General features: G+C 66.3%; 13 protein-coding genes and 1 pseudogene. 8 read left to right on the top strand and 6 right to left on the bottom strand.

The window, feature by feature from the left end:
• Position 1 precedes the first annotated feature (1 nt).
• Positions 2–676, top strand: coding sequence for a pyridoxamine 5'-phosphate oxidase family protein (locus K0O64_RS22185; protein ID WP_071949637.1), 675 nt, complete (start codon positions 2–4; stop codon positions 674–676).
• Here the strand turns inward: K0O64_RS22185 and K0O64_RS22180 are convergent.
• From K0O64_RS22180 to K0O64_RS22155, 6 genes are all read right to left on the bottom strand, one after another.
• Entirely contained in the window at positions 624–2,057 is a 1,434-nt protein-coding gene (locus K0O64_RS22180) for an MFS transporter (RefSeq protein ID WP_071949638.1), read from the bottom strand. The two genes, K0O64_RS22185 and K0O64_RS22180, sit on opposite strands and share 53 nt — an antisense overlap.
• 210 nt (positions 2,058–2,267) lie before the next feature.
• Positions 2,268–2,516, bottom strand: coding sequence for a hypothetical protein (locus tag K0O64_RS22175; protein ID WP_099973841.1), 249 nt, complete (start codon positions 2,514–2,516; stop codon positions 2,268–2,270).
• Between the two features lie 85 nt (positions 2,517–2,601).
• Entirely contained in the window at positions 2,602–2,829 is a 228-nt protein-coding gene (locus tag K0O64_RS22170) for a hypothetical protein (protein ID WP_071949640.1), read from the bottom strand.
• Between the two features lie 76 nt (positions 2,830–2,905).
• Positions 2,906–3,982, bottom strand: coding sequence for an NAD-dependent epimerase/dehydratase family protein (locus K0O64_RS22165; RefSeq protein ID WP_096312068.1), 1,077 nt, complete (start codon positions 3,980–3,982; stop codon positions 2,906–2,908).
• A gap of 45 nt (positions 3,983–4,027) precedes the next feature.
• Positions 4,028–5,371, bottom strand: coding sequence for an APC family permease (locus K0O64_RS22160; RefSeq protein WP_071949642.1), 1,344 nt, complete (start codon positions 5,369–5,371; stop codon positions 4,028–4,030).
• A 43-nt stretch (positions 5,372–5,414) separates the two neighbouring features.
• On the bottom strand, positions 5,415–6,737 hold the full coding sequence (locus K0O64_RS22155) for a flavin monoamine oxidase family protein (RefSeq protein WP_071949643.1): 1,323 nt from the start codon (positions 6,735–6,737) through the stop codon (positions 5,415–5,417).
• Between the two features lie 102 nt (positions 6,738–6,839).
• Here K0O64_RS22155 and K0O64_RS22150 point away from each other — a divergent pair, with 102 nt between their 5' ends.
• From K0O64_RS22150 to rfbB, 7 genes and pseudogenes are all read left to right on the top strand, one after another.
• The gene (locus K0O64_RS22150; protein WP_071949644.1) at positions 6,840–7,691 is read left to right on the top strand and encodes an ion transporter; all 852 of its coding nucleotides are present in this window, start codon (positions 6,840–6,842) and stop codon (positions 7,689–7,691) included.
• Between the two features lie 120 nt (positions 7,692–7,811).
• Positions 7,812–8,171 (top strand): hemophore-related protein, encoded by a 360-nt coding sequence (locus tag K0O64_RS22145; protein WP_071949645.1) that lies wholly within the window; start codon positions 7,812–7,814, stop codon positions 8,169–8,171.
• A gap of 325 nt (positions 8,172–8,496) precedes the next feature.
• Positions 8,497–10,107, top strand: a complete 1,611-nt coding sequence (locus tag K0O64_RS22140; RefSeq protein ID WP_071949646.1) for a PfaD family polyunsaturated fatty acid/polyketide biosynthesis protein — start codon at positions 8,497–8,499, stop codon at positions 10,105–10,107.
• A gap of 8 nt (positions 10,108–10,115) precedes the next feature.
• Positions 10,116–16,844, top strand: a complete 6,729-nt coding sequence (locus tag K0O64_RS22135) for a type I polyketide synthase (RefSeq protein ID WP_156909903.1) — start codon at positions 10,116–10,118, stop codon at positions 16,842–16,844.
• Positions 16,841–23,347: a beta-ketoacyl synthase N-terminal-like domain-containing protein gene (locus K0O64_RS22130; RefSeq protein ID WP_071949648.1), complete on the top strand. Its 6,507-nt coding sequence runs from the start codon at positions 16,841–16,843 to the stop codon at positions 23,345–23,347. The genes K0O64_RS22135 and K0O64_RS22130 overlap by 4 nt, the downstream gene beginning before the upstream one ends.
• The gene (gene rfbA / locus K0O64_RS22125; RefSeq protein WP_071949649.1) at positions 23,344–24,213 is read left to right on the top strand and encodes a glucose-1-phosphate thymidylyltransferase RfbA; all 870 of its coding nucleotides are present in this window, start codon (positions 23,344–23,346) and stop codon (positions 24,211–24,213) included. Before K0O64_RS22130 ends, rfbA begins: the two co-directional genes overlap by 4 nt.
• Positions 24,213–25,210, top strand: a pseudogene (gene rfbB / locus K0O64_RS22120) (dTDP-glucose 4,6-dehydratase). The gene rfbA and the pseudogene rfbB overlap by 1 nt, the downstream one beginning before the upstream one ends.
• Position 25,211: the final 1 nt, after the last annotated feature.

Below are 25,211 nucleotides of genomic sequence, written 5' to 3'. Positions count from 1 at the left end.
CATGCCGCAACCGTCGACCAGGGTCAGCCGCCTGCCGGAGAAGCAGAACACCGAACGCTCACGACTCGACGAACTTCTCGATGCGACGCCGTTGGCCACCGTAGCGTTGATCCGGGACGGGCACCCGGTGATCTTTCCGATCGGCTTCGCCCGCATCGGTGATGAACTGGTAATCCATGGTTCGACAGGATCGCCGTGGCTGCGTCAACTCGCCGACGGTGCAGCGGCGGCGGTATCCGTCACCGCCCTGGACGGAGTCCTGGTGGCGCGCAGCGGTTTTGAGTCGTCCTTCCAGTTCCGCAGCGCCACGCTGTACGGAACTTTCGAACCGATCGAGGAGTCGGACAAGGTCCGCTACCTCGAGACCCTGACCGACACCTTCATTCCCGGCCGGGTCGCGGAGCTACGAGCCAGCTCGCGCAAGGAGCTGGCTGCGACGATGGCGTTGCGGATGCCCATCACCGATCAAAACTGGTCACTGAAGATCGGCGACGGCTGGCCCGAGGACGGCGAGGAGGACGTCGCCGCTGGGGCATGGGCCGGGGTGGTGCCGTTGACCACCGTGTACGGCGAGCCGCGCCGGGCACCGGACTGCGATCCCGGCACGCCGGTTCCGCCGTCGGTCAGGGCGATGTCCGGTGAGCTGTCGAACCGCCGGGGGAGACAGGCCCGCTGACAAGCGGTTTCGGCCGAAGGATCAGGCTGAACACCAATGCGGCGACGCCGATCCCGGCGGCGATCCAAAACGCATGCTGGAAGGTAGAATCCGTGCCGGAACCGACGATCGGACCCGCCCAGGCGAAGCCAAGCGTGAAGCCCATGCCGTAACTGGCGTTGGCGATGCCGGGCAGTGCGCCGGGCGCTTCGTCGGATGCCTGCAGCACACCGAGTGAGCTCAGCGGGGTGAGTATGACTGCGTGGCAGGTGAATCCGAAGACCGCCATGAGGGCCACCACCGCATACTTGTGGTCGGCGAATACGGCCGTCAACGCGATGACCACGATCGAGGCGACGATTCCCGCGCGCATCACAGTGACGAAGCCGACCCGGACGGCGAGGCGGCCGACGAACGGCGAGGTGAGAACCTGCACGACCGCACCGGGGGTGAGGAACAGCAGTGCCGTCGTGGTCGCGTTGAGCCCGAATCCGGAATCGGGGTCTTCGCTCATACTCGGCACGATGAACCCGAGTACCACCATGAACGAGCCCATCACCAAGATGGTGACGACGATCAACGGCCAGGCTTCCCGAGACCGCAGGTGCTTGAGCCCAATGAGGGGATGATCGACGCGATTGTCGGTGACCCCCAACGCGATTGCGGCCACCACGGTGACGGCGAGATAGACCAGAGCGGGCGTCGACGTCCACCCAGCATGCCCGCCGTCGGACAAGAACATCGTGATACCACCGACGGTCAGCGCGATGAAAACGGCACCGACCCAATCCATCCGGCCATCGGAACGAGAACCCGGTTCGTCGACGGGAACCCATTTCCACACGAAGGCAACCGCGAGGAGGCCGACGACCAAGATGAGGGCGAAGATCGAGCGGTACCCGAACGCGTCGGTCATGATCCCGGCCAAGAACGCGTCGCCGCCGGCCACCCCGCCGTTGATGGATGCCATCACCCCGCAGCACACGCCGAATGTCGCCCCGGACAACCGGGCTCGAAGGATCAGGAAAGCCAGACCGTAGGTGATGTTGGAGGTGCCCTGCAGGAACCTACCGACCACCACGAGGGGCAGCGACGTGCTCAGACACAGCACGGTCCCGATGCACATGACGATCACGATGCCGATCAGGACGCGCTTGCGACCGATGTAATCACTCCACCGGATCAGCACGACGTTGGCGATCGCCCCGGCCAGATAGAACGGGGTGGACATGGCCACGAACGCGCCGGGGCCCAGCGTTTGGTTGATGTCGCGGACCGCCGGGGCCAGCATGGTGGCGTTCAGTGAGAACGACATCAGCGAGAAGACCAGAGCCGCAACCAGAAGGATGATCTGCCGACGGGACAGGGAATCGGTCTCGGCCGACTCGGGTAGCTGACTCACGATGCAAGCATCGTAGGTGACGGCGCGGCCGTGCGCGCAGGTTCAGCGACGGCCTCGGGGACCCAGCAGGGTTCGCCAGAAGTTCCGGAACCACTCGGGGAACGCCGTGTCTTCAGGTTTGCGTGTCGGCTGGTCGCCGCGAGATGCGTCGGACCGTTCGTCACGGCGTGAGTCGTCATGGTCGGTCACAGCGGATCCCGTATGCCTCGGCTAACGCCGGCCCGGTCCGACCGGTCCCGGACCGAGGGGGCCGACCCCGGCGGGGCCCACGTAGCAGCACGGGTTGATATACACCGTCACGTCGTCGTAGTACTCGCACTGATTGGTTTCCCAGTTGAAGTACATCCCGGCTCCGCAGCCATCGTCGGCCGAACTCGGTGGAGCCCAGGCAATCCCGGCGATGGGCGCAGAGGACACAACCATGACGTGGGCGACCATCAGCCTGAGTCGATTCCGCATGGGTCCTCGCTTCCGCCGACCGGTGCTTCACCGTATCGGAGGACGAGCGTGACGTCAGGCGAACGCGAGAGGGTCGCGCCGGTGTCTATGCGGGCAGTTCGTCGGCGGGCTGGCAAGCGATGGCGGCCAACCACTCGGCGCTGACCGTGAGGTCGTCGAGCTGACGGTCGATTCCCTCGATGCGGTGCGAGAGCTCGCGGAGCTGCCGTGCCAGACCGGCCCGCTCCCGGACCAGTTTCACCCGCAATCGCTCGACCATCGCCAACAGCGACTGAGCTTCCGAACTCGTCGGCGTTTCGGCAGTGGCGGTCATCGGCGTCTCCTAGGGAGGGAGGAGATATCCCTATACCCCTGGCTCGGGCCCGCTGAACATCGAATTTCGCCGGCGCTCACGGCAGGTGCCGGGACGAGATCAGCCCATCGGTGAAACTGCGGCGGACCAAGTCGATGACCGAACGCGGTCGCAGCGGCGGACTACTGGTATGGGCGTGATGGGCAACACCGGTCAGCAGATCAGCCAGTGCATCCGTGGCCGACCACTGCGGACTCCACTCCAATTCGGTGCGGGCGCGCGCACAGTCGAGGAGCGGAACGGTGAAGGCCATGTCCAGCCATCCTCGGTCCACCGGTTGCAGTCGCAGACGCCAGGTCGCGTCGACGATTCCGCCCAGCACAGCCGACGGAACGTGCACCGGTTGGGCACCCAACGCACGCGCCACCTGGTCGCGTCCCACGGGAGGTTCACCGGCCACGTTGAAGGCCCCGGTGGCCTGCCGTTCGATGACTCGAACGACCGCGTCGGCGACGTCGTCGGCGTGAACGACCGGTATGCACAGGCTCCGGTCCATGGGCAGCAGTGGCAGCAGCGGCACCAGGCTCATTGGCAGATAGCCGGGCAGCGCATAGCGCAGGAGGCCACTGGCCGCCGATGCCTGCAGAATAAATCCCGGTCGCAGCCTTGCGATCCGGACCGCGGCGTCGCCGTAGTGCTGTTGATACTCGGTGAGGAACGCTTCGACGACCGACTTGTGCCGACTGTAGGGCGAGGACGAGATGCCGGTCGTCGGCCACGATTCGTCGACGCGGCGGCCGTAGCTTCCGGCTGCGTACGTGCCGACCGAGGACATATGCACGAGTTGGCCTACGCCGGCGCGGTGTGCGGCGTCGACCACCGCAGCGGTGCCCCCGATCGCCACCCGGCGCAGATACTCCGTGTCGTGGGTCGGCTGAAATCCCCATGCCAGGTGCACGACACTGTCCGCGCCGTCGAAAGCGGTGGCCAGTTCGTCGCCGGCGGTGGGCTCGGCTACGTCGATGGAATGCCAACGCACCGCGCGGTACCCGTCGAGCGGCGCGGGCGGGCGGCGGACGATGCCGGCGATGTCATGTGTCTCGTCGCAGCGGGCGAGCCGCCGAAGCAACGCCGTCCCGACATTGCCGCTCGCCCCGGTGATGACTATTCGCACGCCAGTTCTCCTGTCTCGGACAGGGACTGCCCGCGCGGCGGCGGACTAAACGGCGGACCGCTCGCCACGGTCGCCGGTGGCACCACTGCGCGCGGCGATCAGGTGCAGGATCAGACCGACCGCCAGCAGGATGGCCGCGAACAACCACACCTTGGCGCTCTGCTGGGTGAGCAGCAGCAGGCAGGACGCCACACCCAGCACCGGAATCGGTGTCCAGACCCGGAAGTGCGAATGGTTCACGTGGTCGCGGCGCAACGCCAACACCGCGATGTTGGTCGAGATGAAGACGAATAACAACAGCAGCACAACAGTTTCGGCGAGCGTCGACAGCTCACCGATCGTGGTCAGCAGCATCGCCACGACAGTGGTCGCGACGATCGCGGCCCACGGTGTGCGCCGGTTCGGCAACACCGCACCCAAGGCGCGAGGTAGCAGGCGATGCTCGGCCATGCCGAAGGTCAGCCGGCTCGCCATGATCATCGTGAGCAGCGCACCGTTGGCCACGGCGATGAGTGCGACGAGGCTGAATACCTTGTCCGGGATGCCGACTCCCGCCGCGGCGACGACGGACAACAGCGGACCCGACGACTTCGACAACTCGTCGGATGGCAGGGCGATGGCGCTGGCCAGTCCGACCAGTGTGTAGACGACGCCGGCCGTGAGGAGCGCACCGAACAGCGCCCGCGGATAGACCCGGCTGGGGTCTCGAATCTCCTCGGCCACGTTGGCCGACGTCTCGAACCCAACAAAGGAGTAGTAGGCGACGATCGCCGCACCGAGGATCGCCAGCGCGGGGGATGCGCCGGGCGGGAAGGCGGTTACCCGCGAGACGTCGCCGCCGCCCCGGCTCATCAGAATGGCCACCGCGACCACGACGATGATCAGTCCGCTGAGCTCGACGACGGTCATCACGGTGTTGCTCTTTACCGATTCGCTGATGCCCCGGGCATTGAGGCAGGCCACCAGCAGCAGGAAGACGAGCGCGGCCGGCACCGCAGGCACGTCGATAAAGGTCCTCAGATAGTCGCCGGCGAACGCCAGTGCGAGGCCGGCCGCGCTGGTCACGCCGGCCGCGAGCATGCTGAACCCGACCAGGAACGAGATCGCCGGGCGTTTGAAGGCGCGCTCGGCGAAGACCGCCGCGCCGCCGGCTCGTGGATATTTCGTCACCAGCTCGGCGTAGGAACCGGCCGTGCACAACGCGAGCAGCATGGCGATCAGCAGCGGTGCCCACAGCACCCCGCCGACTTTCTGGGACAGCACACCCATCAGCGCGTAGACGCCTGCGCCGAGCACGTCGCCGAGGATGAACAGGTACAGCAGCGGCCCGGTGATCTTCCGCTTGAGTTTGGTGTCGCTATGAGTGTCGTGCGTGAGCGCGTCGGTCATGGCGTGGGGGATAGCCGTTCGACGGCGGAAAAATACCGACGCATTATGCGAGAACGCGGTCGGCTTCGCGCAGGCCGCTCATGTAGGCGCCGTGGACAGTGCCGAACCACTCGGGGTTGGTGGCCTCACCGGCGAACATCAGGCGGTCGCCGACCGGCTCGCCGAGGGCGTGCATATCGTCTGGGCTCGACCCGACGGCGATGAAACTGTAAGAGCCGCGGGCATATTGGTCGGCGCCCCATTTGGTCACGATGGACCCGGTGGGCTTGGGTGCGTCAATCGCGGTGATCAGTTCGTCGACCGCGTCGGCGTCGGACATCGACTCCCGTGACCAGGCGGCCTGCCCGCCGCGCAAGCCAACCAGCAGTGGCTTGCCCGCGAAAATCAGTCCGTTGACCAGATCGGTGACCGGCTGGTTGTTGCCCGCGAGTCCGATCATCGGCGTGGACTCCGGCCAGAACGGTTTGTCGAAGGCGACGACAACCTTGTTCAACAAGCCGAATCCGAGCCGCTCGATGGCGCCCTGTTTGGCGTCCGGCAGCGGCGGGTCGAACACGATGGTCTTGGCCTTGAGCACACCGAGCGGCACCGTCACGATCACCCGATCGGCGGTGACGACGCCCTGCGAGGTCTCGATGCGTACCTGGTCGCCACCGTGTGAGATTCGCTTCACCTCGGTGCGGGTGCGGATGTCGAGTCCTGTGGCGAGGTGCTGCGACAGCTGGGTGTAGCCGCCGGGCAGAATGACGTCAGGCCCCTTGAACTGTCCCTCGCTGCCGAACCACCGCAGCGAGAGCTGGCCGGGGTCGGCTGCGTACTCACCGGCGATGCTCGAGGTGACGTTCCACGCGACCAGGGGATCCTCGAGGTTCGCGAGGCCGACCAAGCCGTCGGCGACAGACTCCTCGGGCGCGGCGTCGGCACTGCGGTCGGTGAGTTTCTCCACGATCCGGTGCCAGCCGGTGACCAATGCCGCGGCAGTCTTCTGGTCCACGATCTGGTGATCGTCGACCAGCATGAAGTCCTCGAAATCGGTGGGCACCGTCTTGGCCCCGACATCGTGGGCGAGCGTGGTCAGCGGATTGTTCTCGGTGCCGTGGATCCACGAGGCACCGATGTCGACGGGCGCCCCCAGCGAGGTGTCCCTCCACGTCCGGCCGCCGATCCGATCCCGGGCTTCCAGCACCGTGACCTTCAGACCGGCGGCGGCCAACTTTCGTGCCGCCGCCAGTCCGGCGAATCCGGCGCCGACGACGACCACGTGATCGCGGGTCTTTTCGTCCGTGCCGGCGCACGCCGGCAACAGCGGCGAAGCCGCGAGCGCGCCGAAGCCCACCAGGAACCCGCGCCGCCCGACCGCACGCATGGCGGTGACGGTAGACCCTCACCCCGGCGGTGATGAGGGAATCGCGGATGTGACGGTGCGGTTCACCGGGTGCCGGCCCTGAACCTTTGCTATGTACTAACCGTGCAATCCACGCCGACCGAACAGCAGACGCCCACGCCCGTGCCGACGGTGGTGGCGCTGTGCCGAAGGCTGGTCGGCAACGTGGTCTTCGAGACCGTGATCGTGATCGTGATCGTCGTCAACGCGACCATGCTGGGGCTGGAAACGTTCGACACGGTCACGGCCGGTTATGACCACGCTTTCGACATCGGCTACAACGTCATCCTCGCTGTCTACGTCGTCGAACTGCTGATCCGGTTCACCGCCGCAGGCTGGAACGTCCGAGAGTTCGTCAAGAACCACTGGAACGTCTTCGACTTCGTCGTGATCGCGGCGTCCTTCATCCCCGGCCTGCGGGCGACGGCGATGCTGTTGCGGCTGGTGCGCCTTGCGCGGATCGTGCGCATCATCCGATTTCTACCCGATCTGCATGTGGTCATCGGCGCGATCGCCCGCAGCGTCCCCGGGGTGGCGTCCCTCGCCGCGGCCACCGCCCTGCTCATCTACATCTACGGGATGCTGGGCTGGATCATCTTCGGAAATCACGACCCCGAGCACTACGGGAACATCGGGCGGGCGATGCTGACGATGTACGTGATGCTGACCCTGGAGAACCTGCCCGAGAACGTCGACATGGGCCTGGCGGTGTCGCCGTGGACGGTGCTCTTCTTCATCAGTTACAGCGTCATCCTGAGCTTCCTGGTGTTCAACCTATTCATCGGGATCGTCCTGAACTCGATGGAGGAAGCGCGGGCAGCGGACCGCAAAAAGCACGAGCGCGACGACCTGCTCGAGCGGCTGCGCTCGGCGCGTCAGGCGCTCGAGGATGCCGAACGGGAACTGCAGCGGACACACCGCGACGACCGAAAGTAGGACTGCGGCAGACGTGCGCCACTTGTGACTTGAGGCGTTCTCAGTACCGCGCGAGGACACCGTGATTAACTGACGTATTCGCAAGTTCTCGGAAGTTTGGCAAATGGAAGGCGCTCGTCCATGAACTCAGCACAGCGTTTACGACGAGTCGTCGTCGCCGGAAGTCTGATGGCGGCGATTCCCCTCCTGCCGGTGGCAACGGCGTCGGCAGACCCGATTATGGACGCACTGGCTAACACGACGTGTACCTATCCGCAAGTGACGGCCGCTCTGAACGCGGAGGCTCCAGCCCTGGGCAGACAGCTCAGCGCGCGGCCGGACATGCAGGCGAATATCCAGCAGTTCCTAGCCATGCCGATCGACCAACGGCAGCAGGCGCTGGCACAGCAGCAAGCAGTCAACGGACGGTTGAACGCACTGATTTTCGCGCAGATCGGGCCTCAGATCATGCAGGTCGCGAACACCTGCATGAATTACTGACTCCACGTTTAGCCGGTTCGTCGGTCGGTCGTGCTGGCTGTGCCGCCGAGCTAACCGCGCACCGTAAACGTGGTTATGCTCGCGGCGCGCCACCGGGTCGAACCCGTCCAGCCCTCATCCTGGTCGCAGATGACGCTGAGTATGACTTTTGCTGTGCGGCCGACCACGTAGTCCACGGAAGTGAGGAAGATGGCGCTGGTCGCAGACCACTTCGGCAACGGTGACCCGTCGTAGCGGCGTAGACTGCTCACAGAATTACTGCTGGGTGCCTGAACGTGTTCTAAAACCGGGAATTGTCGTGCGCGTAAAGCTAGAGTCGCACCTCATGCAGGCGACGTTGGCTAACTCTCATCCCACCAATGGCGCCTCTCCGGCGTCGCTTGCTGGGTCGGATGTCAACGATGCACTCACCGCAATTCGCCGACCGGTCGCCGTCGTGAGCTCGGCCTTCGGGCCACGCACTGTCGTCCTCGAAGGTACGGGCGTCCTGACACCGGAGCTGATGCGCCAGGACATCCTGGCGGTCTTGCCACCGATCTATCCCGAGTGGCTGGGTGATCGCAGTTTCACCGCGACGCACGGCGTGCGCTTCCCCTACGTCATCGGTGAGATGGCCCGCGGTATCGCGACGCCCCAGATGACCGTCGAGGGTGTGCGCGCCGGCGTGATGGCGTTCTACGGGAGCGCCGGCCTGGATCTGGCCACCGTGGAAGCGGGTGTGCGGGAAGTTCAGGCCGCACTCGGGCCGAACTCCAGCGGCTGGGGCGCCAACCTGATCCATAACATCCAGAGCGACGGCGTCGAACTCGCGACGGTCGACCTCTTCCACCGCCTCGGTGTCCGCTACGTCTCCGCGTCGGCGTTCATGCGTCTCACACCGGCGGTCGTCCTGTACGCCGCGAGGGGCCTCCGTCGCGATGCGAATGGACAGATCGTCCGAGCCGGGCACATCTTCGCCAAGGTGTCCCGCGACGAGGTTGCCCGACAGTTCCTCTCGCCGGCTCCGGAGGCGATGCTGAGCGCGCTGGTCGCAGAGGGTCGCCTCACCGCGGAGGAGGCTGCGCTCGCCAGCAGCATCCCGATCGCCGAGGACATCACTGCCGAGGCGGATTCGGGTGGTCATACCGACAACCGCGCGTTGACCGTCCTTCTCCCGCGGTTGATCAGCCTGCGCGACGAGATCGCGGCCACGTATCGCTACCCGGTTCTGCCGCGCGTCGGCGCGGCGGGCGGACTGGGAACACCAGCCGCGGTGGCCGCGGCGTACGCCGCAGGAGCGGCATATGTGCTGACGGGTTCGGTGAACCAGTCAGCGGTCGAAAGCGGTCTGTCACCCGATGCCCGAACACTGTTGGGATTGGCCGAGTCGACTGATGTGGCGATGGCGCCGGCGGCGGACATGTTCGAGATGGGCGTGACCGTGCAGGTCCTCAAGCGCGGCACGATGTTTGCTCAGCGCGGCCATCGGCTCGCTGACTTCTACCGGCGGTACAACTCGCTCGAGGAGGCGCCGCCGGAGGAGCTGAAGAACCTGGAAACGACGGTGCTCGGGCGCAGCGTGGCGGATATCTGGGCCGACACCGAGGCGTTCTTCGCCAACACCGACCCCAGTCAGGTGCAACGCGCGGCGGCCGATCCGAAACACCGGATGGCGTTGGTGTTTCGGTGGTACCTGTTCACCGGTTCACAATGGGCCCGCGACGGCAACACGGCTCGTCGCGGCGACTACCAGATTTGGTGTGGGCCTGCGATGGGGGCCTTCAACCAATGGGTCCGGGGAAGTTTCCTCGAACCAGTGGAAGCGCGCACGGTTCGCCAGATCGCGCTCAACCTGCTCGAAGGAGCCGCGACAGTCACCCGTGCCGGCCAGTTACGTGTGGCGGGTGTCCCGATGCCGGCTGCCTCCTTCGATTTTCGTCCACGTCCTCTCGGATAAGGGTTACCTTGACTGACAACACGCACCAGCCCAGCGCCACTCCTATCGCGGTGGTCGCCATGTCGGCGATCTATCCGGGCGAGTCTGGGCTCGACGGGTTCTGGCGCACCATCACCACCGGACGCGACGCCATCGGCGATGTCCCACCCTCGCACTGGCTGATCGAGGACTACTACGACGCCGACCCGAAGGCACCGGACCGCACCTACTGTAAGCGGGGCGGCTTCATCGATCCGGTGAGCTTCGATCCGGTGAAATTCGGGTTGCCGCCCAACGCCTTACCGTCGACGGACACCGGACAGATCCTCGCCTTGGTCGCGGCCAAGCAACTGCTCGATGAGGTTCAGCGTGGGGGAGCTGCAGTGGACCTGGATCGGGTCGACGTGGTACTCGGCGTCGCCTCGACGACCGAGCTCGTGGTCCAGATGGGTTCCCGGATGCAGCGCCCGATCTGGCGTAAAGCGCTGCTGGAGAACGGCTTGTCGGAGAGCGAAGCCGACGAAATCTGCCAGGACATCGCCGATCACTATGTGCCGTGGCAGGAGAGCACGTTCCCGGGTCTGCTCGGCAACGTCATCGCTGGTCGTGTCGCCAACCGCCTCAATCTTGGTGGCGCCAACTTCGTCACCGACGCGGCTTGCGCCAGTTCGCTTTCCGCGCTGCAGTCCGCGCTGCACCGGCTGTACCTGCACGAGTCGGATGTGGTGCTCACCGGCGGCGTAGACGCGCTCAATGACGTGATGATGTACATGTGCTTCTCGAAGACGCCCGCGTTCTCCGCGACCGGTGACTGTCGGCCGTTCTCCGAAGGTGCCGACGGCACGATCATCGGTGAGGGCGTGGGCATGGTGGCCCTCAAGCGCCTCGCCGACGCCGAGCGCGACGGGGACCAGATCCACGCGGTCATCCGCGGTTTGGGGTCGTCCTCGGACGGGCGCGCATCCAGTGTCTACGCTCCTCGTTCCGAGGGGCAGGCCAAGGCGCTGCGTCGCGCGTACGAGCGCGCCGGCTACGACCCCTCGACCGTCGAACTCGTCGAGGCGCACGGTACGGCGACCAAGGCCGGTGACGTCGCCGAGTTCGCCGGTCTGAAGTCAGTGTTCACCGACAATTCGGCGCGGATCGCCCTGGGATCGGTGAAGTCGCAGATCGGTCACACCAAGGCCGCCGCCGGCGCTGCCGGTCTGATCAAAGCCGTTCTGGCGCTACAACATTCGACACTGCCCGGAACTCTGAAGGTCGACCGCCCCAATCCCGCCATGGGAATCGAGGATTCGCCGTTCTACGTCAACGCCAAAACTCGGCCCTGGGTGCGTAAGGGCGATCAGCCACGGCGGGCGTCGGTCAGCTCTTTCGGATTCGGTGGCAGCAACTTCCACGTGACGCTGGAGGAGTACCAGGGTGAGCACCGCGCCAAGCGGCTGCGGACCCTGCCCAGCGAGCTGGTGGTCCTCAGCGCACCGTCGGAGGCCGAGCTGGGCAAGCGCGCTGCCGAGATCGTCGCGGCCGCGCGCTCCGGTGAGAGCCTGGCCCGCATTGCGTTCGATGCCGCCGAAGAGTTCGACGCATCGCAGCATGCGCGCGCGGGCCTGGTGGCTACCGACACCGAATCGCTTGCGACGCTCGCCGACCGGTTGCATGTTGCGCTGGCCGACGGCAAGGCTGCCGAGCTGAAGGACGCCAACATCGCGGTCGGCGTTGGGCCGGCGCGTGAAGGCAAGACAGCATTCCTGTTCCCCGGGCAGGGTAGCCAGTACGTCGGGATGGGCGGCGATCTCGCGCTCGCTTTCCCCGAGGCGCTCGCGGTCTGGGACGGGCTCGAGGGCGATCTCGCCGATCTCCCAAAAGTTGTGTTTCCGGAGCCGGTGTTCGACGCCGCTGCGCTGGACGCGCAGAAGACAGAACTCACCGCGATGGCCAACGCTCAACCCGCCATCGCCGCAACAAGTCTCGCTCAGCTCGCGCTGCTCGACCTCCTCGGGGTGAGCGCGAGTGCGGCAGCCGGCCACAGCTTCGGAGAGGTCACCGCGCTGGCGGCCGCCGGTGTGCTGCCGACCGAGAGTCTGGTCGAGACGGCTCGTACCCGCGGCACGCTGATGAACGAGGCAGGTCAAGGTAAGGACGGCGCGATGCTGGCCGTCACGGCGACCGCCGACGACGTGCGGGCGCTGCTCGCCACCCAGCCCGATTCGGCATCGCTTGTCATTGCCAACGACAACGCACCATCCCAGGTGGTACTGGCCGGATACGAGACTGATATCGCGTGGGCACAGACCGCGGCGAAAGCGAAAGGCTGGACGGCCGTGCGCCTTCCGGTGGCCTCGGCGTTCCACTCCGAGATCGTGGCTGCGAGCAGTGCGCCGCTGACGGCCTACCTCAAGACGCTGAAGATCGGACAACCGAACTTCCCGGTGTATGCGAACGCCACCGCGCAGGTATACAGCGAGGATGTCGCCACGCAACTCGGCGACCAGGTACAGCAGGTGGTGCGGTTCCGCGAGATGATCGAGGCGATGGCCCGCGACGGGGTCACCCGCTTCATCGAGGTTGGTCCCAGCCGCGTCCTGACGGGATTGGTCGGGAAGATACTCGGCAACTCGGCGCACTTGGCAGTGGCGCTGGATGACCCGAAGGCCGATGGTCTGCGGGGTTGGCATCGAGGCCTAGCGGCGCTGGCCGCCGATGGTGTGACCCTTGATCTTGCTGCGTTGTTCGACCACTACGCGGAGCCGGTGAAGTTCGTCCCGCCGCCGAAGCATGCTGTCAAGGTTGGCGGAGCGAACCTCGGTAAGCCGTATCCGCCTGTGGACGGCAAGGTTTCGATCACGGCGAAGCGCACTCGGGTGAGCGCGCCAGCCGCTGCGGCGGCGGTGGCGCCTGCTGTTGCGGCGCCAGCTCCGGCGGTCCAGCGGATGGACGCGCCCGCGGTTCAGACGCCGGTTTCGCAGCAGCCAGCACCGGCACCGGTCGTGCAGCAGTCGCCGGTCGCTCCGCAGCAGGTGGAGATTCAGGCCGAGTTCATCGAGGCGCCGTTGTCCGGTGATGTCTGGAGCATCATCGACAGCATCCAGAAGGAGACGGCCGAGCAGCATCAGCGCTATATGGATGTGATGACGGAAAGCCACCAGGCATTTCTGGACATGTCCACCCAGATGATGGCACAGATCGTCGGCAATTCCGCGACCGTTGCGCAGGCACCGAACGTTGCGCCTCAGCCCGTGGTCGCTCCAGTTGCGGCCGCGCCGGTGAGTGCGCCACCGGTGGCAGTTACTCCTATGGCCCCACCGCCGGTCGTCGAACCGGTGGTGGCAGCCGCTCCCGCTCCGGTTGTCGCGGCCCCCGTGGCCGCGCCCGTCCCTACTCCGGTGGCCGCGCCAGCTGTTGCGGCGGGTGATGTTGTGCTGTCGATTGTTTCGGAGAAGACGGGTTATCCGGTGGACATGCTCGGGTTGGGCATGGAGATGGAGGCTGAGCTCGGGATCGATTCGATCAAGCAGGTCGAGATTTTGGCGGCGTTGCAGGCGAAGTTCCCGGGGGCTCCGGAGATCCCGGCGTCGGAGCTGGCGAATCTGCGTACCTTGCAGGATGTGGTGGACACGGTGGCCGGTTTTGCGGGGTCGGCGCCTGCGCCGGTTGCGGTAGTGCCGGCTGCTGTGGCTGTGGGTCCGGCGGCGGGTGATGTTGTGCTGTCGATTGTTTCGGAGAAGACGGGTTATCCGGTGGACATGCTCGGGTTGGGCATGGAGATGGAGGCTGAGCTCGGGATCGATTCGATCAAGCAGGTCGAGATTTTGGCGGCGTTGCAGGCGAAGTTCCCGGGGGCTCCGGAGATCCCGGCGTCGGAGCTGGCGAATCTGCGTACCTTGCAGGATGTGGTGGACACGGTGGCCGGTTTTGCGGGGTCGGCGCCTGCGCCGGTTGCGGTAGTGCCGGCTGCTGTGGCTGTGGGTCCGGCGGCGGGTGATGTTGTGCTGTCGATTGTTTCGGAGAAGACGGGTTATCCGGTGGACATGCTCGGGTTGGGCATGGAGATGGAGGCTGAGCTCGGGATCGATTCGATCAAGCAGGTCGAGATTTTGGCGGCGTTGCAGGCGAAGTTCCCGGGGGCTCCGGAGATCCCGGCGTCGGAGCTGGCGAATCTTCGTACCTTGCAGGATGTCGTGGACACCGTCGCCGGCTTCGCGACGCCCGCACCGGTCGCCCCTGTCACGGCAGCGCCCGCCGCTCCGGCGGTAGACGCGGGTGATGTTGTGCTGTCGATTGTTTCGGAGAAGACGGGTTATCCGGTGGACATGCTCGGGTTGGGCATGGAGATGGAGGCTGAGCTCGGGATCGATTCGATCAAGCAGGTCGAGATTTTGGCGGCGTTGCAGGCGAAGTTCCCGGGGGCTCCGGAGATTCCGGCCTCGGAGCTGGCGAATCTTCGTACCTTGCAGGACGTTGTCGCCACCGTCGCCGGCTTCGCCTCGGGTGGTCGCGCCGAGCAACCTGCCGCAGTGCAGCATTCGGCACCGGTCACGTCGGCGCCCGTCGGCCTGTCCTGCACCGAGGCAGAGTTGCGCGCCGCGCCGCCCACCGGTCTCGCGATGGCGGGCCTACGCGACGGCGTCGTCCTCATCACCCGTGAGGATCCCGCCTTCGCCGATGCGCTCCAGGCCGCACTGACGGCTCGCGGGGTCAACGCGCACGCGGTCGATGACGTACCCGCCGACGCGGGCGCCGTCATCAGCCTGGCCCCATTGGCGGCTGCTCATACAACCGAAGACTGTGTTGCCATGCACCTGCGCGCATTCCATGCGGCCCGCAGCGTCGCCAGGAGCAACGCCGCGACGCGGTTCTTCGTTACGGTGCAGTCGACGGGGGCCAGGTTCGTCGCTGCCGACGTGCCGGTTGGTGTCGCGAGCCTGGTGAAGACCGCCGGCTGGGAATGGCCGAACGCATCGGTTCGTGCCGTCGACATGGAGAGCCTTGACGCCGAACGGCTGGCGGCCGAACTGCTCGAGGGTGGCAGTGGGATCGAGGTCGCGCTGCGCGCCGACGGCACCCGTCTGGTGGCCGTCGACGATATCGAGTCGTCGGTCGGCGAGGGCGAGACCATCAGCATCAATCCGGGCGGCGTCGTCCTGGTCACCGGCGGTGCCCGCGGTGTGACCGCGGAATCCGCTCTGGCGCTGGCCAAACGGCACGGCCTGCGGCTGGCACTTCTCGGACGCACACCCCTCCGCGAGGTGAGTGCCGACGAGCCGTCCGGCACCACGGCCGCCGAGATCGCCACCGCTTTGGCGGCGTCCGCGCGGGCCCGCGGGGAGCAGCTGAGCTTGCCGCAGGCACGTGCCCAAGCCGAGAGCCTGCTGGCCGAGCGGGAAGTTCGGGCCACCCTGGCGACGGCGGAGCGGCAAGGCACACCGGCACACTACTTCGCGGCCAGCATCACCGACCGCGCCGCGCTGGACAGCGTGCTGAATCAGGTACGTACGACCTTCGGACCGATCGTCGGTGTCGTGCACGGCGCCGGTGTACTCGCGGACAAGCGTCTGGAAGACCTCGACGACGACGGATTTGTCAAGGTGTTTAGCACGAAACTTGTTGGCGCGGAGGCGCTCCTGGATGCGACCTCGTCCGACGAGCTGCGCTTCATCTCGCTGTTCTCCTCAATTGCGGCGCGGGCAGGCAACCCCGGGCAGGCGGCGTACGCGTCGGCCAATGCGGCACTGGAGGCCATTGCGGCCCGGGAGGCTGCGCGTCGCAACGGCGAGTGCGTCGTCCGCGCATTCGGCTGGGGACCGTGGGACGGCGGCATGGTCGACGCAACGCTGAAGAGCCGATTCCTCGCCGGTGGTGTGGGTGTCATCCCGATCGACGAGGGCGCCCAGTTCTTCGCCGACCACGCGCTGTGCCGTTCGTCGGCCACTGCCGTCGTGGTCGCGGCTCCGGCCGAGCCTCGGCTGCGAGCAACGCGGCTGGAATGGACTATGTCGGCCGAAGACCTGCCGGTGCTCACCGACCACCAGGTCCGCGGCCGAGTGGTCGTGCCGGTGGTGATCGCGCTCGACGCGATCCTGCGCGCGGCTCGGGGAGTGGTCGCAGATCCCTGCCCGGTGGTCCGTGATTTCCAGGTGCTGTCGGGTGTCACCTTCGCCGAAGGCGAAAGGCAAACGCTCAGTATCGATTTCGAGCCCACCGGTTCGGAGTACACGGTGTCTGTCCGAGACGCTGAGGGGCGGGCGCGATACCGTGCCACCGTCGACACCGCGACCGTCGCGGCGCCTCAAGTGTCGGTTCCGCAGGTATCCGGTTCAGCGTGGCCGCTCAGTGTCGACGACGCGTACGCCGGTCCGCTCTTTCACGGGCCGCAGTTCGCCGTGATCGAGCAGTTCGATTCCTTCGGCGCTGCCGGCGGGAGTGCGGAGCTGAAGAGTCTGGACGATCTTGGCTGGCCGCAGAACGGGTGGGCGATCGATGCCGCCGGTATCGACGGTGGTCTGCAGCTCGGCATCGTCTGGGCCAGTGCGCAGGGACGCCCACTGGTGCTGCCGATTCGCATCGCACGCGTTGAGCTGCATCGTGCGTTCGGTGAAGGCAGCAGCATCGGACGCTGCCGACTGGCCGCGCATCCGGTCAGCGACAAGCGGGTCGACTTCAACATCGTGTACGAAACCTCCGACGGTGCGCTCATCGCGACGCTGGAGGGTGTGGAGTTCTACGCCGCGGGCGGCGCCGCGGACACGTCGGCGTGAGCGGGTTCGATCCGGTCGCGATCGTCGGGCGCAGTTGTGTGCTGCCCGGTGCGGCTTCACCTGAAGAACTGTTCGACGCGTCGCTGGCGGGCCGTTGCCTGCTGCGAGCCACGCCGCCTGATCAATGGCGCGGGGTGGAGCCCATAACACTGCTCGCCAGCAACAAACAGGGTTTGCGGGTTTCGTCGGCGACTGGCGGCTATGTCAAGACGTCATTCGATCTCACCCAATTCGCTGCGCGGATACCCGATTTCGACCATCTCGATCCGATCGTTGCGTGGCTGGCGCAGTGCGCGCAGCAGGCGCTCGGCGGCCCGCTGGCCGCGCCGGGTACCGGCCTGATCGTCGGCAACCTCTCGTATCCCAGCACCATGGGCACCGCGTTCGTCGAGTCGGTGTGGACCGGCGAGGGTAATGACGATCCGCGCAACCGGTTCTCCTCGGGACTGCCGGTGCACCTGGTGGCCGGTGCCATGGAGATGAACGGCCCGGTCTACGCGCTCGACGCGGCGTGCGCGTCGTCGCTCTACGCCATCAAACTGGCCTGCGACGCCCTGCATGACGGCGAGGCCGACGTGATGCTCGCCGGTGGTGTCAACGGTTCGGATGACCTGTTCCTGCACCTCGGTTTCACATCGCTGCAGGCGCTCAGCCCGTCGGGGCGGTCGCGTCCGTTCCATGCGGAAGCCGACGGGCTCGTACCCGCACACGGTGCCGCGTTGGTCGCACTCAAGCGTCTCGCCGATGCCGAACGCGCAGGTGACCAGATCCTGGGTGTGATTCTGGGCGTGGGACTCTCGAACGACGGTCGGCAAAGCGGCTTCCTGGCTCCCGCGGTGGGTGGCCAGACCCGCGCCATGACGTCGGCGCTGGAGCAGGCCGGGCTGACGCCGGCCGACATCGACTACGTCGACTGCCATGCCACCGGCACCCCCTTGGGTGATGCCACCGAGCTGCAGAGCATTGCGGCGGCCTACGGTGACGTTCCGCTGAAACTCGGTGCGTTGAAAGGCAACTTGGGTCACACCATCACGGTGTCCGGCGCGGCGAGTCTGGTGAATGTCTTGTCGGCCATGCAGGCCTCGACCATTCCGCCGACGTTGTGCGAGAAGCCGACCGACAAGCTCGAGGGTACTCCGTTCACGTTGGTCACCACTGCCACCCCGTGGGATGGCCCGGTCAAACGTGCCGCGGTCAGCAACTTCGGATTCGGCGGCAACAACGCTCACCTGATCGTCGAGAACTACCGCGGGCCGATCGCGTCGGCACCGCGGCCGCAGGCGCCAACGGACGACATCGTCATCTGCGGTATCGGTGTGGTGACCGGAGACGCCCGCGATGCCGACGAGTTCCGGCGCCGCGTGTTGGGGCCGGAGGCGCAACCCACTCCGCTCGACAGTGTTGCGCTCGACCTTGCGGGGCTTGGCTTTCCGCCGAATGAGCTCGCCGGCAGCCTCAGCCAGCAGACCGTGATGCTCGCGGCGGCGGGCCAGGCGTTGCACAACGTGACCACCGACTCGGAGCGCACTGGGGTGTTCGTCGGCATGGGCTGTGACGCCACCATCGCCCGGCAACGGTTGCGGGTGCTGAACGCCGACAACGAGCAGTGGTTGGAGGCCAACAAGGTGGCCGCCCCCAAGCTGACCGCCGACGGTGTGGTGGGCACCATGCCGAACATCCCGGCGAACCGTATCCATGCCCAGCGCGACTTCCGTGGGTTCGGCTTCACCGTCTCCACCGAGGAACTGTCCGCGATCACTGCACTGCAGATCGGCGTCCGGGCGCTGCGGCATCACGAACTCGACGCCGTCGTCGCCGGTGCGGTCGACATGTGTTGTGAGCCTGCGCATTCCCGGGCTGCAGATGCACTCGACGCGGACACGAGCATGGGACACGGCGATGCGGCGGTGGCCTTCGTGCTCAAACGCCGTGCCGATGCCGAGGCTGCCGGTGACGAGATCATCGCAGTCATCGACACCGACGATGAACCACTTCCGACGGAACCCAACTTCGCGGAGGCCCGGATCGGGCGCACCCACGCGGCGAGCGCCGCCGTGGAGATCGCCGCGCGCGTCGAGGCCGTGCGGGCGCGGGTGCGGGTGGACTCCGCCGGTGCACAGCCGGCGCCCGGTGGAACCACCGCGGCGGTGTGGGTAGAGGCGCTCGGTGGGCATGCCGATGGCATCACCGTATCCGCGGCCGATGGTGCGCCCAAACCGTTAGCCGTTGGCGTCGTTCCGGTTTCGGAGCGCTATGCCGCTGGCAGCCGGGCCGATCTGCTGAGCCGGATGCAACGCGGTGAACCGGGTGGCACCGGGTCGGTGCGTTGCTCGCTGGTGGGGGACCGCTCCTCGACGCTGGACAAGCTTCGGCAGCAGGCCGTGCAGAGTCTGGAACGCGGCGAGGCGCCTGCTGTCCCCGGCATCGCGTTCGCCGACACCCCGATGACGGGTGAGCTGGCGTTCACGTTCACCGGTGCGGCCGCCGCCTACCCGGGCGCCGGGCGTGATCTGTTGTTCGCGTGGCCCGAGATCGGTGACGCACTTACCCAGCGGTTCTCCGGCGTCGGCGATCTGGCGCGTGCTCTGCACGGCGACGGGATCACCACGCTGGACCCGCGGACCCAGCTGACCGGGTGTGCTCTGGTCTGCCAGTCGCAAGCGGAGTTCTCTCGGACGGTGTTGAGGCTCAAACCGACTGCTGCTATTGGACTTTCGTCGGGTGAGACCAATTCGCTGATGGCCTTCGGGGTCTGGAGCGACCTGGAACCGATGCTCGATGAGATCGAGGAATCGGGAATGTACGGCGACGAGCTGACCGGCAAGTGCCGGGTGGCAGCAGCCGACTGGGGGCTGGGGGACCAACCGGCTCCGTGGGAGTGCTGGCGTATCACCGCACCCCGGGCGCTGGTCGACGCGGCATTGGCCGTCGAGCCGCGCGCCTACATGACGATCGTGCAGGCGCCGGACGATTGCGTCATCGGGGGGGATCCGGCGGCGTGCCGGCGGGTGATCGACGCCGTTGCCGGCGCCACCGCGATCCCGCTGGGGCTGGACATGGTGATTCATTGCGCGGCGATGGCACCTTTCGCCGATACCTGGCGCAACATTCACACGCGGGAGACGCACGAGGTCCCCGATATTCGCTTCTACACCAACGCCGTCAACCGGGCGTATGTACCGACTCGGGAGGCGGCGGCCGAAGCGATCACGCGGCAAGCCCTCGAGCCGATCGACTTCCCGGCGACGATTCTCCAGGCTTGGGAGGACGGCGTCCGGGTGTTCGTCGAGCACGGTCCTCGCGGCATCTTGACCGGCGCGGTCGGCAAGATCCTCGGTGACCGGCCACATCTGGCCGTCGCGCTGGACCCCCAGGAGCGACGCGGACTGCGTGCCCTGGCCGAAAGTGTCTGCAAGCTCTGGGTGCACGGACTGCCGGTCGACATCGATGCGTTCGAGGCGCGGATCCGGTCATTGCGTGAGCAACGTGAGCCGGCGCCTTCGGATAACACTCGCAAACTCACACTCGCCGCCCACTGGCCGGATATCGTCACCGCGCCGGTTCTGACGCCGGTTTCAGCTCCGGCGGCCGCTGTTTCGGCGCCGGTGGCGCCCCCGAATATCTCGACGCCGGCGGCGTCCAGGAACGGAAGTACACCTATGCCCGACCACGGAACTGTTCAAGTCATGCCGCCTGCGCCGACTCACCCCGTGCCGTTGGTCGTTGCCCAGGAGGCCGTTACGCACACCGTGACCGAGACAAGAACAGTGGTTGCCCGGCCATCGACACCGCAGGCAGTGAACGATCAGACGGCGGCCGCGTTGAATCTGGTCGCCTCGGTCGGCGAGGCCCACACGGCATTCCTCGAGCGTCAGGCCGAGGCCCACGCGTCGTTCTTGAAGTCGCGCGGTGACCTGCTCAACCTGGTTTCGGGGCGGCGGGGATCGGCTCCGACGGTTGCGAGAAGCGCGCCCGCGGCTGCGCCGAAGGTTGCGCCGGCGGCGAGCGCACCGCTGGTGCAGACTCCAACGGCGCCGCCGCCCGCACCTCCGGCACCACCACCGCCTCCGGTGACAGTGACGCCTACCCCCGCGCCGGCGCCCGCACCCAGCGCGCCCACACCCACGTCGAGTAAGCGACCGGCACCGGTCAAGGAACCGCTGTGGACCCGCGCCCAACTGGAAATCCTTGCCGGCGGCAAGGTTTCGGAGGTCATGGGGCCGAAGTTCGCCGAGTACGACCAGTATGAACGCTTGGTCCGGATGCCCGAGCCACCGCTGCTGCTCGCCGACCGGGTGATGAGCATTATTGGAGGACCCGGCGCCCCAGATACTCCAATGGGCACCGGCACAATCGTCACCGAGACCGATGTCGACCCCGACGCCTGGTACATGCACAACGGCCGAATGTCGCCGGGCGTGGTGATCGAGAGCGGCCAGGCCGACCTGCTGCTCGCCTCGTGGCTGGGCGCGGACTTCACCAACCGCAGCGAACGCGTCTACCGCCTGCTCGGTTGCGATCTGACGTTCATGGGCGAACTACCCAAAGGCGGCGACACGCTGCACTACGAGATCCACATCGACGGTCACGCGAAAACCGGGGACACCCGGTTGTTCTTCTTCCACTACGACTGCTACATCGGTGACCGCCTGATGATCTCGGTGCGCAACGGACAGGCCGGCTTCTTCTCCGACGCCGAACTGGCCGAGTCGGATGGGGTGTTGTGGGATGCCGCCGACGACGCTCCGCGCGAGGGTGCGATCCGCGACGCGCCGGCCGTCGTCACGCAGAAGCGGTCGTTCACTCGGGAGGACGTCGAGGCGTTCATTGAGGGTCACGCCTACCGGTGTTTCGGCCCCGGCTTCGAACGGGCCGCCGCCCACACCCGCACGCCGTCATTGCCGAAGGGCAAGCTGCGACTGATCGACGAGATCGCCGAGTTCGATCCCAATGGCGGGCCATGGGGCCGTGGGTATCTGCGTGCCACCGCAGCCGTGCCGAAGGACATGTGGTTCTACGACGGGCATTTCAAGAACGACCCCTGTATGCCCGGGACGCTGATGGCCGATGCGGCCACCCAGGCGCTGTCGTTCGCGATGGCGGCCTATGGGTTCTCGATCGAACGCGACGGCTGGCGATTCGAACCGGTCCCGGATGACATGGCCCGCTTCGTGTGCCGCGGACAGGTGACGCCGGACGCCGACCACATGCTCGACTACGAGGTCTTCATCGAGGAGATCATCGACGGGCCCACACCCACCGTCTTCGCCGCATTGCTGTGCCGCAGTGACGGTTTCAAGGTGTTCCACGCCCGCCGCTTCGGGATGCGCCTGGTTCCGGACTGGCCGATGCCGCCTGGTGCACCAGGCCCGGTGCAGATCCTGGCCGGTACCAACGATGTTCGTGGTGACCAGGGTGCGCTGCTGGCGTGCGGCCGCGGTATGCCGTCGGACGCCTTCGGTGCGTTGTACGCGCCGTTCGATGGCACCCGCCGGGCCCCGCGCCTGCCGGATGAGCCGTACCACTTCATGTCCCGGGTGCTGAGCGTGTCCAGCCCGCCGGGAGTGCCCACCAAGGGTGGCACCGTCGTCGCGGAATACGATGTCCCGCAGGGTGAGTGGTACTTTGGCGACGCCCACGTCGACGCGGTCCCGATGCCGGTGCTGATCGAGATCCTGCTGCAGCTGTGCGGCTGGCTGTCCTCGTACAACGGGTTCGCCGCCAACCGTCCCGACGATGTGGTGTTCCGCAATCTCGACGGTGGCGACGTCGTGCAGCACCGCCCCGCCCGGGTCGGGACGCTGAAGGTGACGTCAACCCTGGCGCGCTTCGCCGACGGCGCCGGCTCGACGATCGTGTTCTTCGACGTCGTCTGCACCCAGAACGACGAAGTCGTCATGACGATGAAGACGGCGTTCGGGTTCTTCAGTCCCGAGGCGCTGCGCAACCAGGTCGGGCTACGCATGAAACCCGGTGTGCTGGAGGCACTGTCCGAACCGGCCCCGGTCGAACTGTCCTACCGCGCGCCAGAGCTCGACGGCGCACCCTGGTTGGACCAGGGCCGGCTTCAGGTGCTCGACCGGGTGAAGTTCTGGCCTGGCGGGGGAGAAGCTGGTCTGGGACGGCTGGTGGCCGAGTATGACGTGACCCCGGAGGCGTGGTTCTTCAAGGCCCACTTCTTCCAGGATCCGGTGCAACCGGGTTCGCTGGGTCTGGAAGCCATGCAGCAAGCGGCCCGTGCGGCGGTTCGGCTGGCGGGGTTGGCCGGCACGGGCGACGAATTCGAGTTCGAGCCCGTCGCTTTGGACCAAATGTTCAGCTGGAAGTTCCGCGGGCAGGTGACACCGACCAACAAGCGGACCAAGTCCGAGATCGAGATCCTGTCCACCCACAGCGACGAGCGCGGTGTACTTGCGGTGTTCGACGGCCGGTTCTGGTGTGACGATCTGTGCATCTACGAGACCCGCGGGATGGGCGTTCGCGTCACCCGCACGGCGTCATGAAGGGCATCATCCTGGCGGGCGGATCCGGAACCCGCCTGCATCCGATCACCCTCGGGGTCTCCAAGCAGCTGATCCCGGTGTACGACAAGCCGATGGCGTACTACCCGCTGTCCACGTTGATGTTGGCGGGCATTCGGGACATCCTCGTGATCACCACACCGCATGATGCGGAGAGCTTCGAGAGATTGCTGGGGGATGGATCGCGGTTCGGGGTCTCGATCACGTTCGCCCAGCAGCCGTCACCTGACGGGCTGGCCCAGGCGTTCACGATCGGCGCGGATTTCATCGGCAACGACAAGGTTGCGTTGATTCTGGGGGACAACCTGCTGTATGGGCCGGGATTGGGCACCCAGCTCAAGACGTTCACCGACGTCGACGGCGGGGTGATCTTCGCGTATTGGGTGGCTGAGCCGTCGGCGTACGGCGTCGTGGAGTTCGACTCCAGGGGCGTCGCGGTGTCGCTGGAGGAGAAGCCCAAACATCCGCGGAGTAACTTCGCGGTTCCGGGTCTGTACTTCTACGACAACGACGTCGTGGAGATCGCGCGGGATCTGTCACCGAGTGATCGTGGGGAATACGAGATCACCGATGTGAATCGGACGTATCTGAAGAACGGCCGGTTGCGGGTACAGGTGCTGCCGCGCGGGACAGCGTGGCTGGACACCGGGACGTTCGACCAAATGACCGACGCCGCCGACTTTGTGCGGACGATGGAGCGGCGGACCGGCCTGAAGATCGGTGTGCCGGAGGAAATCGCCTGGCGCCAAGGCTTTCTCACCGACGACGACGTGCGTGAGCGTGCCGAAAAGCTGGTGAAGTCGGGCTACGGTTCCTACTTGTTGGATCTGCTGGAGAGGGGTCGGTAGTGGCGCAGCTTCTGGTCACCGGAGGCGCGGGGTTCATCGGATCCAACTTTGTGCACTATGCGGTGGAGCACACCGACCATCACATCACCGTGCTGGACAAGTTGACCTACGCGGGCAACCGCGAGTCGCTGGCCGGTCTGCCCGAGGATCGGGTGAGCTTCGTGCACGGCGATGTCGCCAATGCTGAGGTGGTCGACAAACTGGTGGCCGAAGCCGACAGCGTGGTGCACTACGCCGCGGAAACCCACAACGACAACTCGCTGGACGACCCGGAACCGTTCCTGCACACCAACTTGATCGGGACCTTCACATTGTTGGAGGCGGTCCGTAAGTACGGTGTGCGCTATCACCACATCTCGACCGACGAGGTGTACGGCGACCTCGAATTGGACGATCCGGGCCGGTTCACCGAAGCCAGCCCGTACAACCCGTCGTCGCCGTATTCCTCGACCAAGGCCGGCAGCGACCTGCTGGTGCGGGCGTGGATGCGCTCCTACGGTGTGCAGGCGACGATCTCGAACTGCTCCAACAACTACGGGCCGTACCAGCACGTCGAAAAGTTCATCCCTCGCCAGATCACCAACGTCCTGCGTGGGGCACGCCCGAAGCTGTACGGCGAGGGTTTGAATGTCCGCGACTGGATCCACGCCGACGACCACTCCTCGGCGGTGCTGCTGATCTTGGAAAAGGGACGGATCGGGGAGACGTACCTGATCGGCGCCAACGGCGAGAAAGACAACAAGACCGTTGTCGAACTGATCCTGACCCTCATGGGTCAGCCGGCCGACGCCTACGAGAATGTCCCGGACCGGACCGGTCATGACCTGCGGTATGCCATCGATGCGACCAAGCTGCGGGATGAGCTCGGGTGGCGGCCGCGATATCCTGACTTCGAGCACGGGCTCGCCGCGACTATCGAGTGGTATCGCGACAATGAAAGCTGGTGGGCGCCCGCGAAAGACGCCACCGAGGCTTCTACGCCCGACTCGGGCAATGAC

The sequence above is a fragment of the Mycolicibacterium pallens genome, assembly GCF_019456675.1.
GTDB classification, from domain to species: domain Bacteria; phylum Actinomycetota; class Actinomycetes; order Mycobacteriales; family Mycobacteriaceae; genus Mycobacterium; species Mycobacterium crocinum.
Note: the sequence above shows the minus strand (reverse complement) of the source record. Positions and strands in the feature narration are given on the sequence as shown.

Excerpts from the sequence above, each read along its gene's own strand:
- K0O64_RS22185 (WP_071949637.1), top strand. The coding sequence starts at position 2 with ATGCCGCAACCGTCGACCAGGGTCAGCCGCCTGCCGGAGAAGCAGAAC.
- K0O64_RS22175 (WP_099973841.1), bottom strand. The coding sequence starts at position 2,516 with ATGCGGAATCGACTCAGGCTGATGGTCGCCCACGTCATGGTTGTGTCC.
- K0O64_RS22170 (WP_071949640.1), bottom strand. The coding sequence starts at position 2,829 with ATGACCGCCACTGCCGAAACGCCGACGAGTTCGGAAGCTCAGTCGCTG.
- K0O64_RS22160 (WP_071949642.1), bottom strand. The coding sequence starts at position 5,371 with ATGACCGACGCGCTCACGCACGACACTCATAGCGACACCAAACTCAAG.
- K0O64_RS22155 (WP_071949643.1), bottom strand. The coding sequence starts at position 6,737 with ATGCGTGCGGTCGGGCGGCGCGGGTTCCTGGTGGGCTTCGGCGCGCTC.
- K0O64_RS22145 (WP_071949645.1), top strand. The coding sequence starts at position 7,812 with ATGAACTCAGCACAGCGTTTACGACGAGTCGTCGTCGCCGGAAGTCTG.
- K0O64_RS22140 (WP_071949646.1), top strand. The coding sequence starts at position 8,497 with ATGCAGGCGACGTTGGCTAACTCTCATCCCACCAATGGCGCCTCTCCG.
- rfbA (WP_071949649.1), top strand. The coding sequence starts at position 23,344 with ATGAAGGGCATCATCCTGGCGGGCGGATCCGGAACCCGCCTGCATCCG.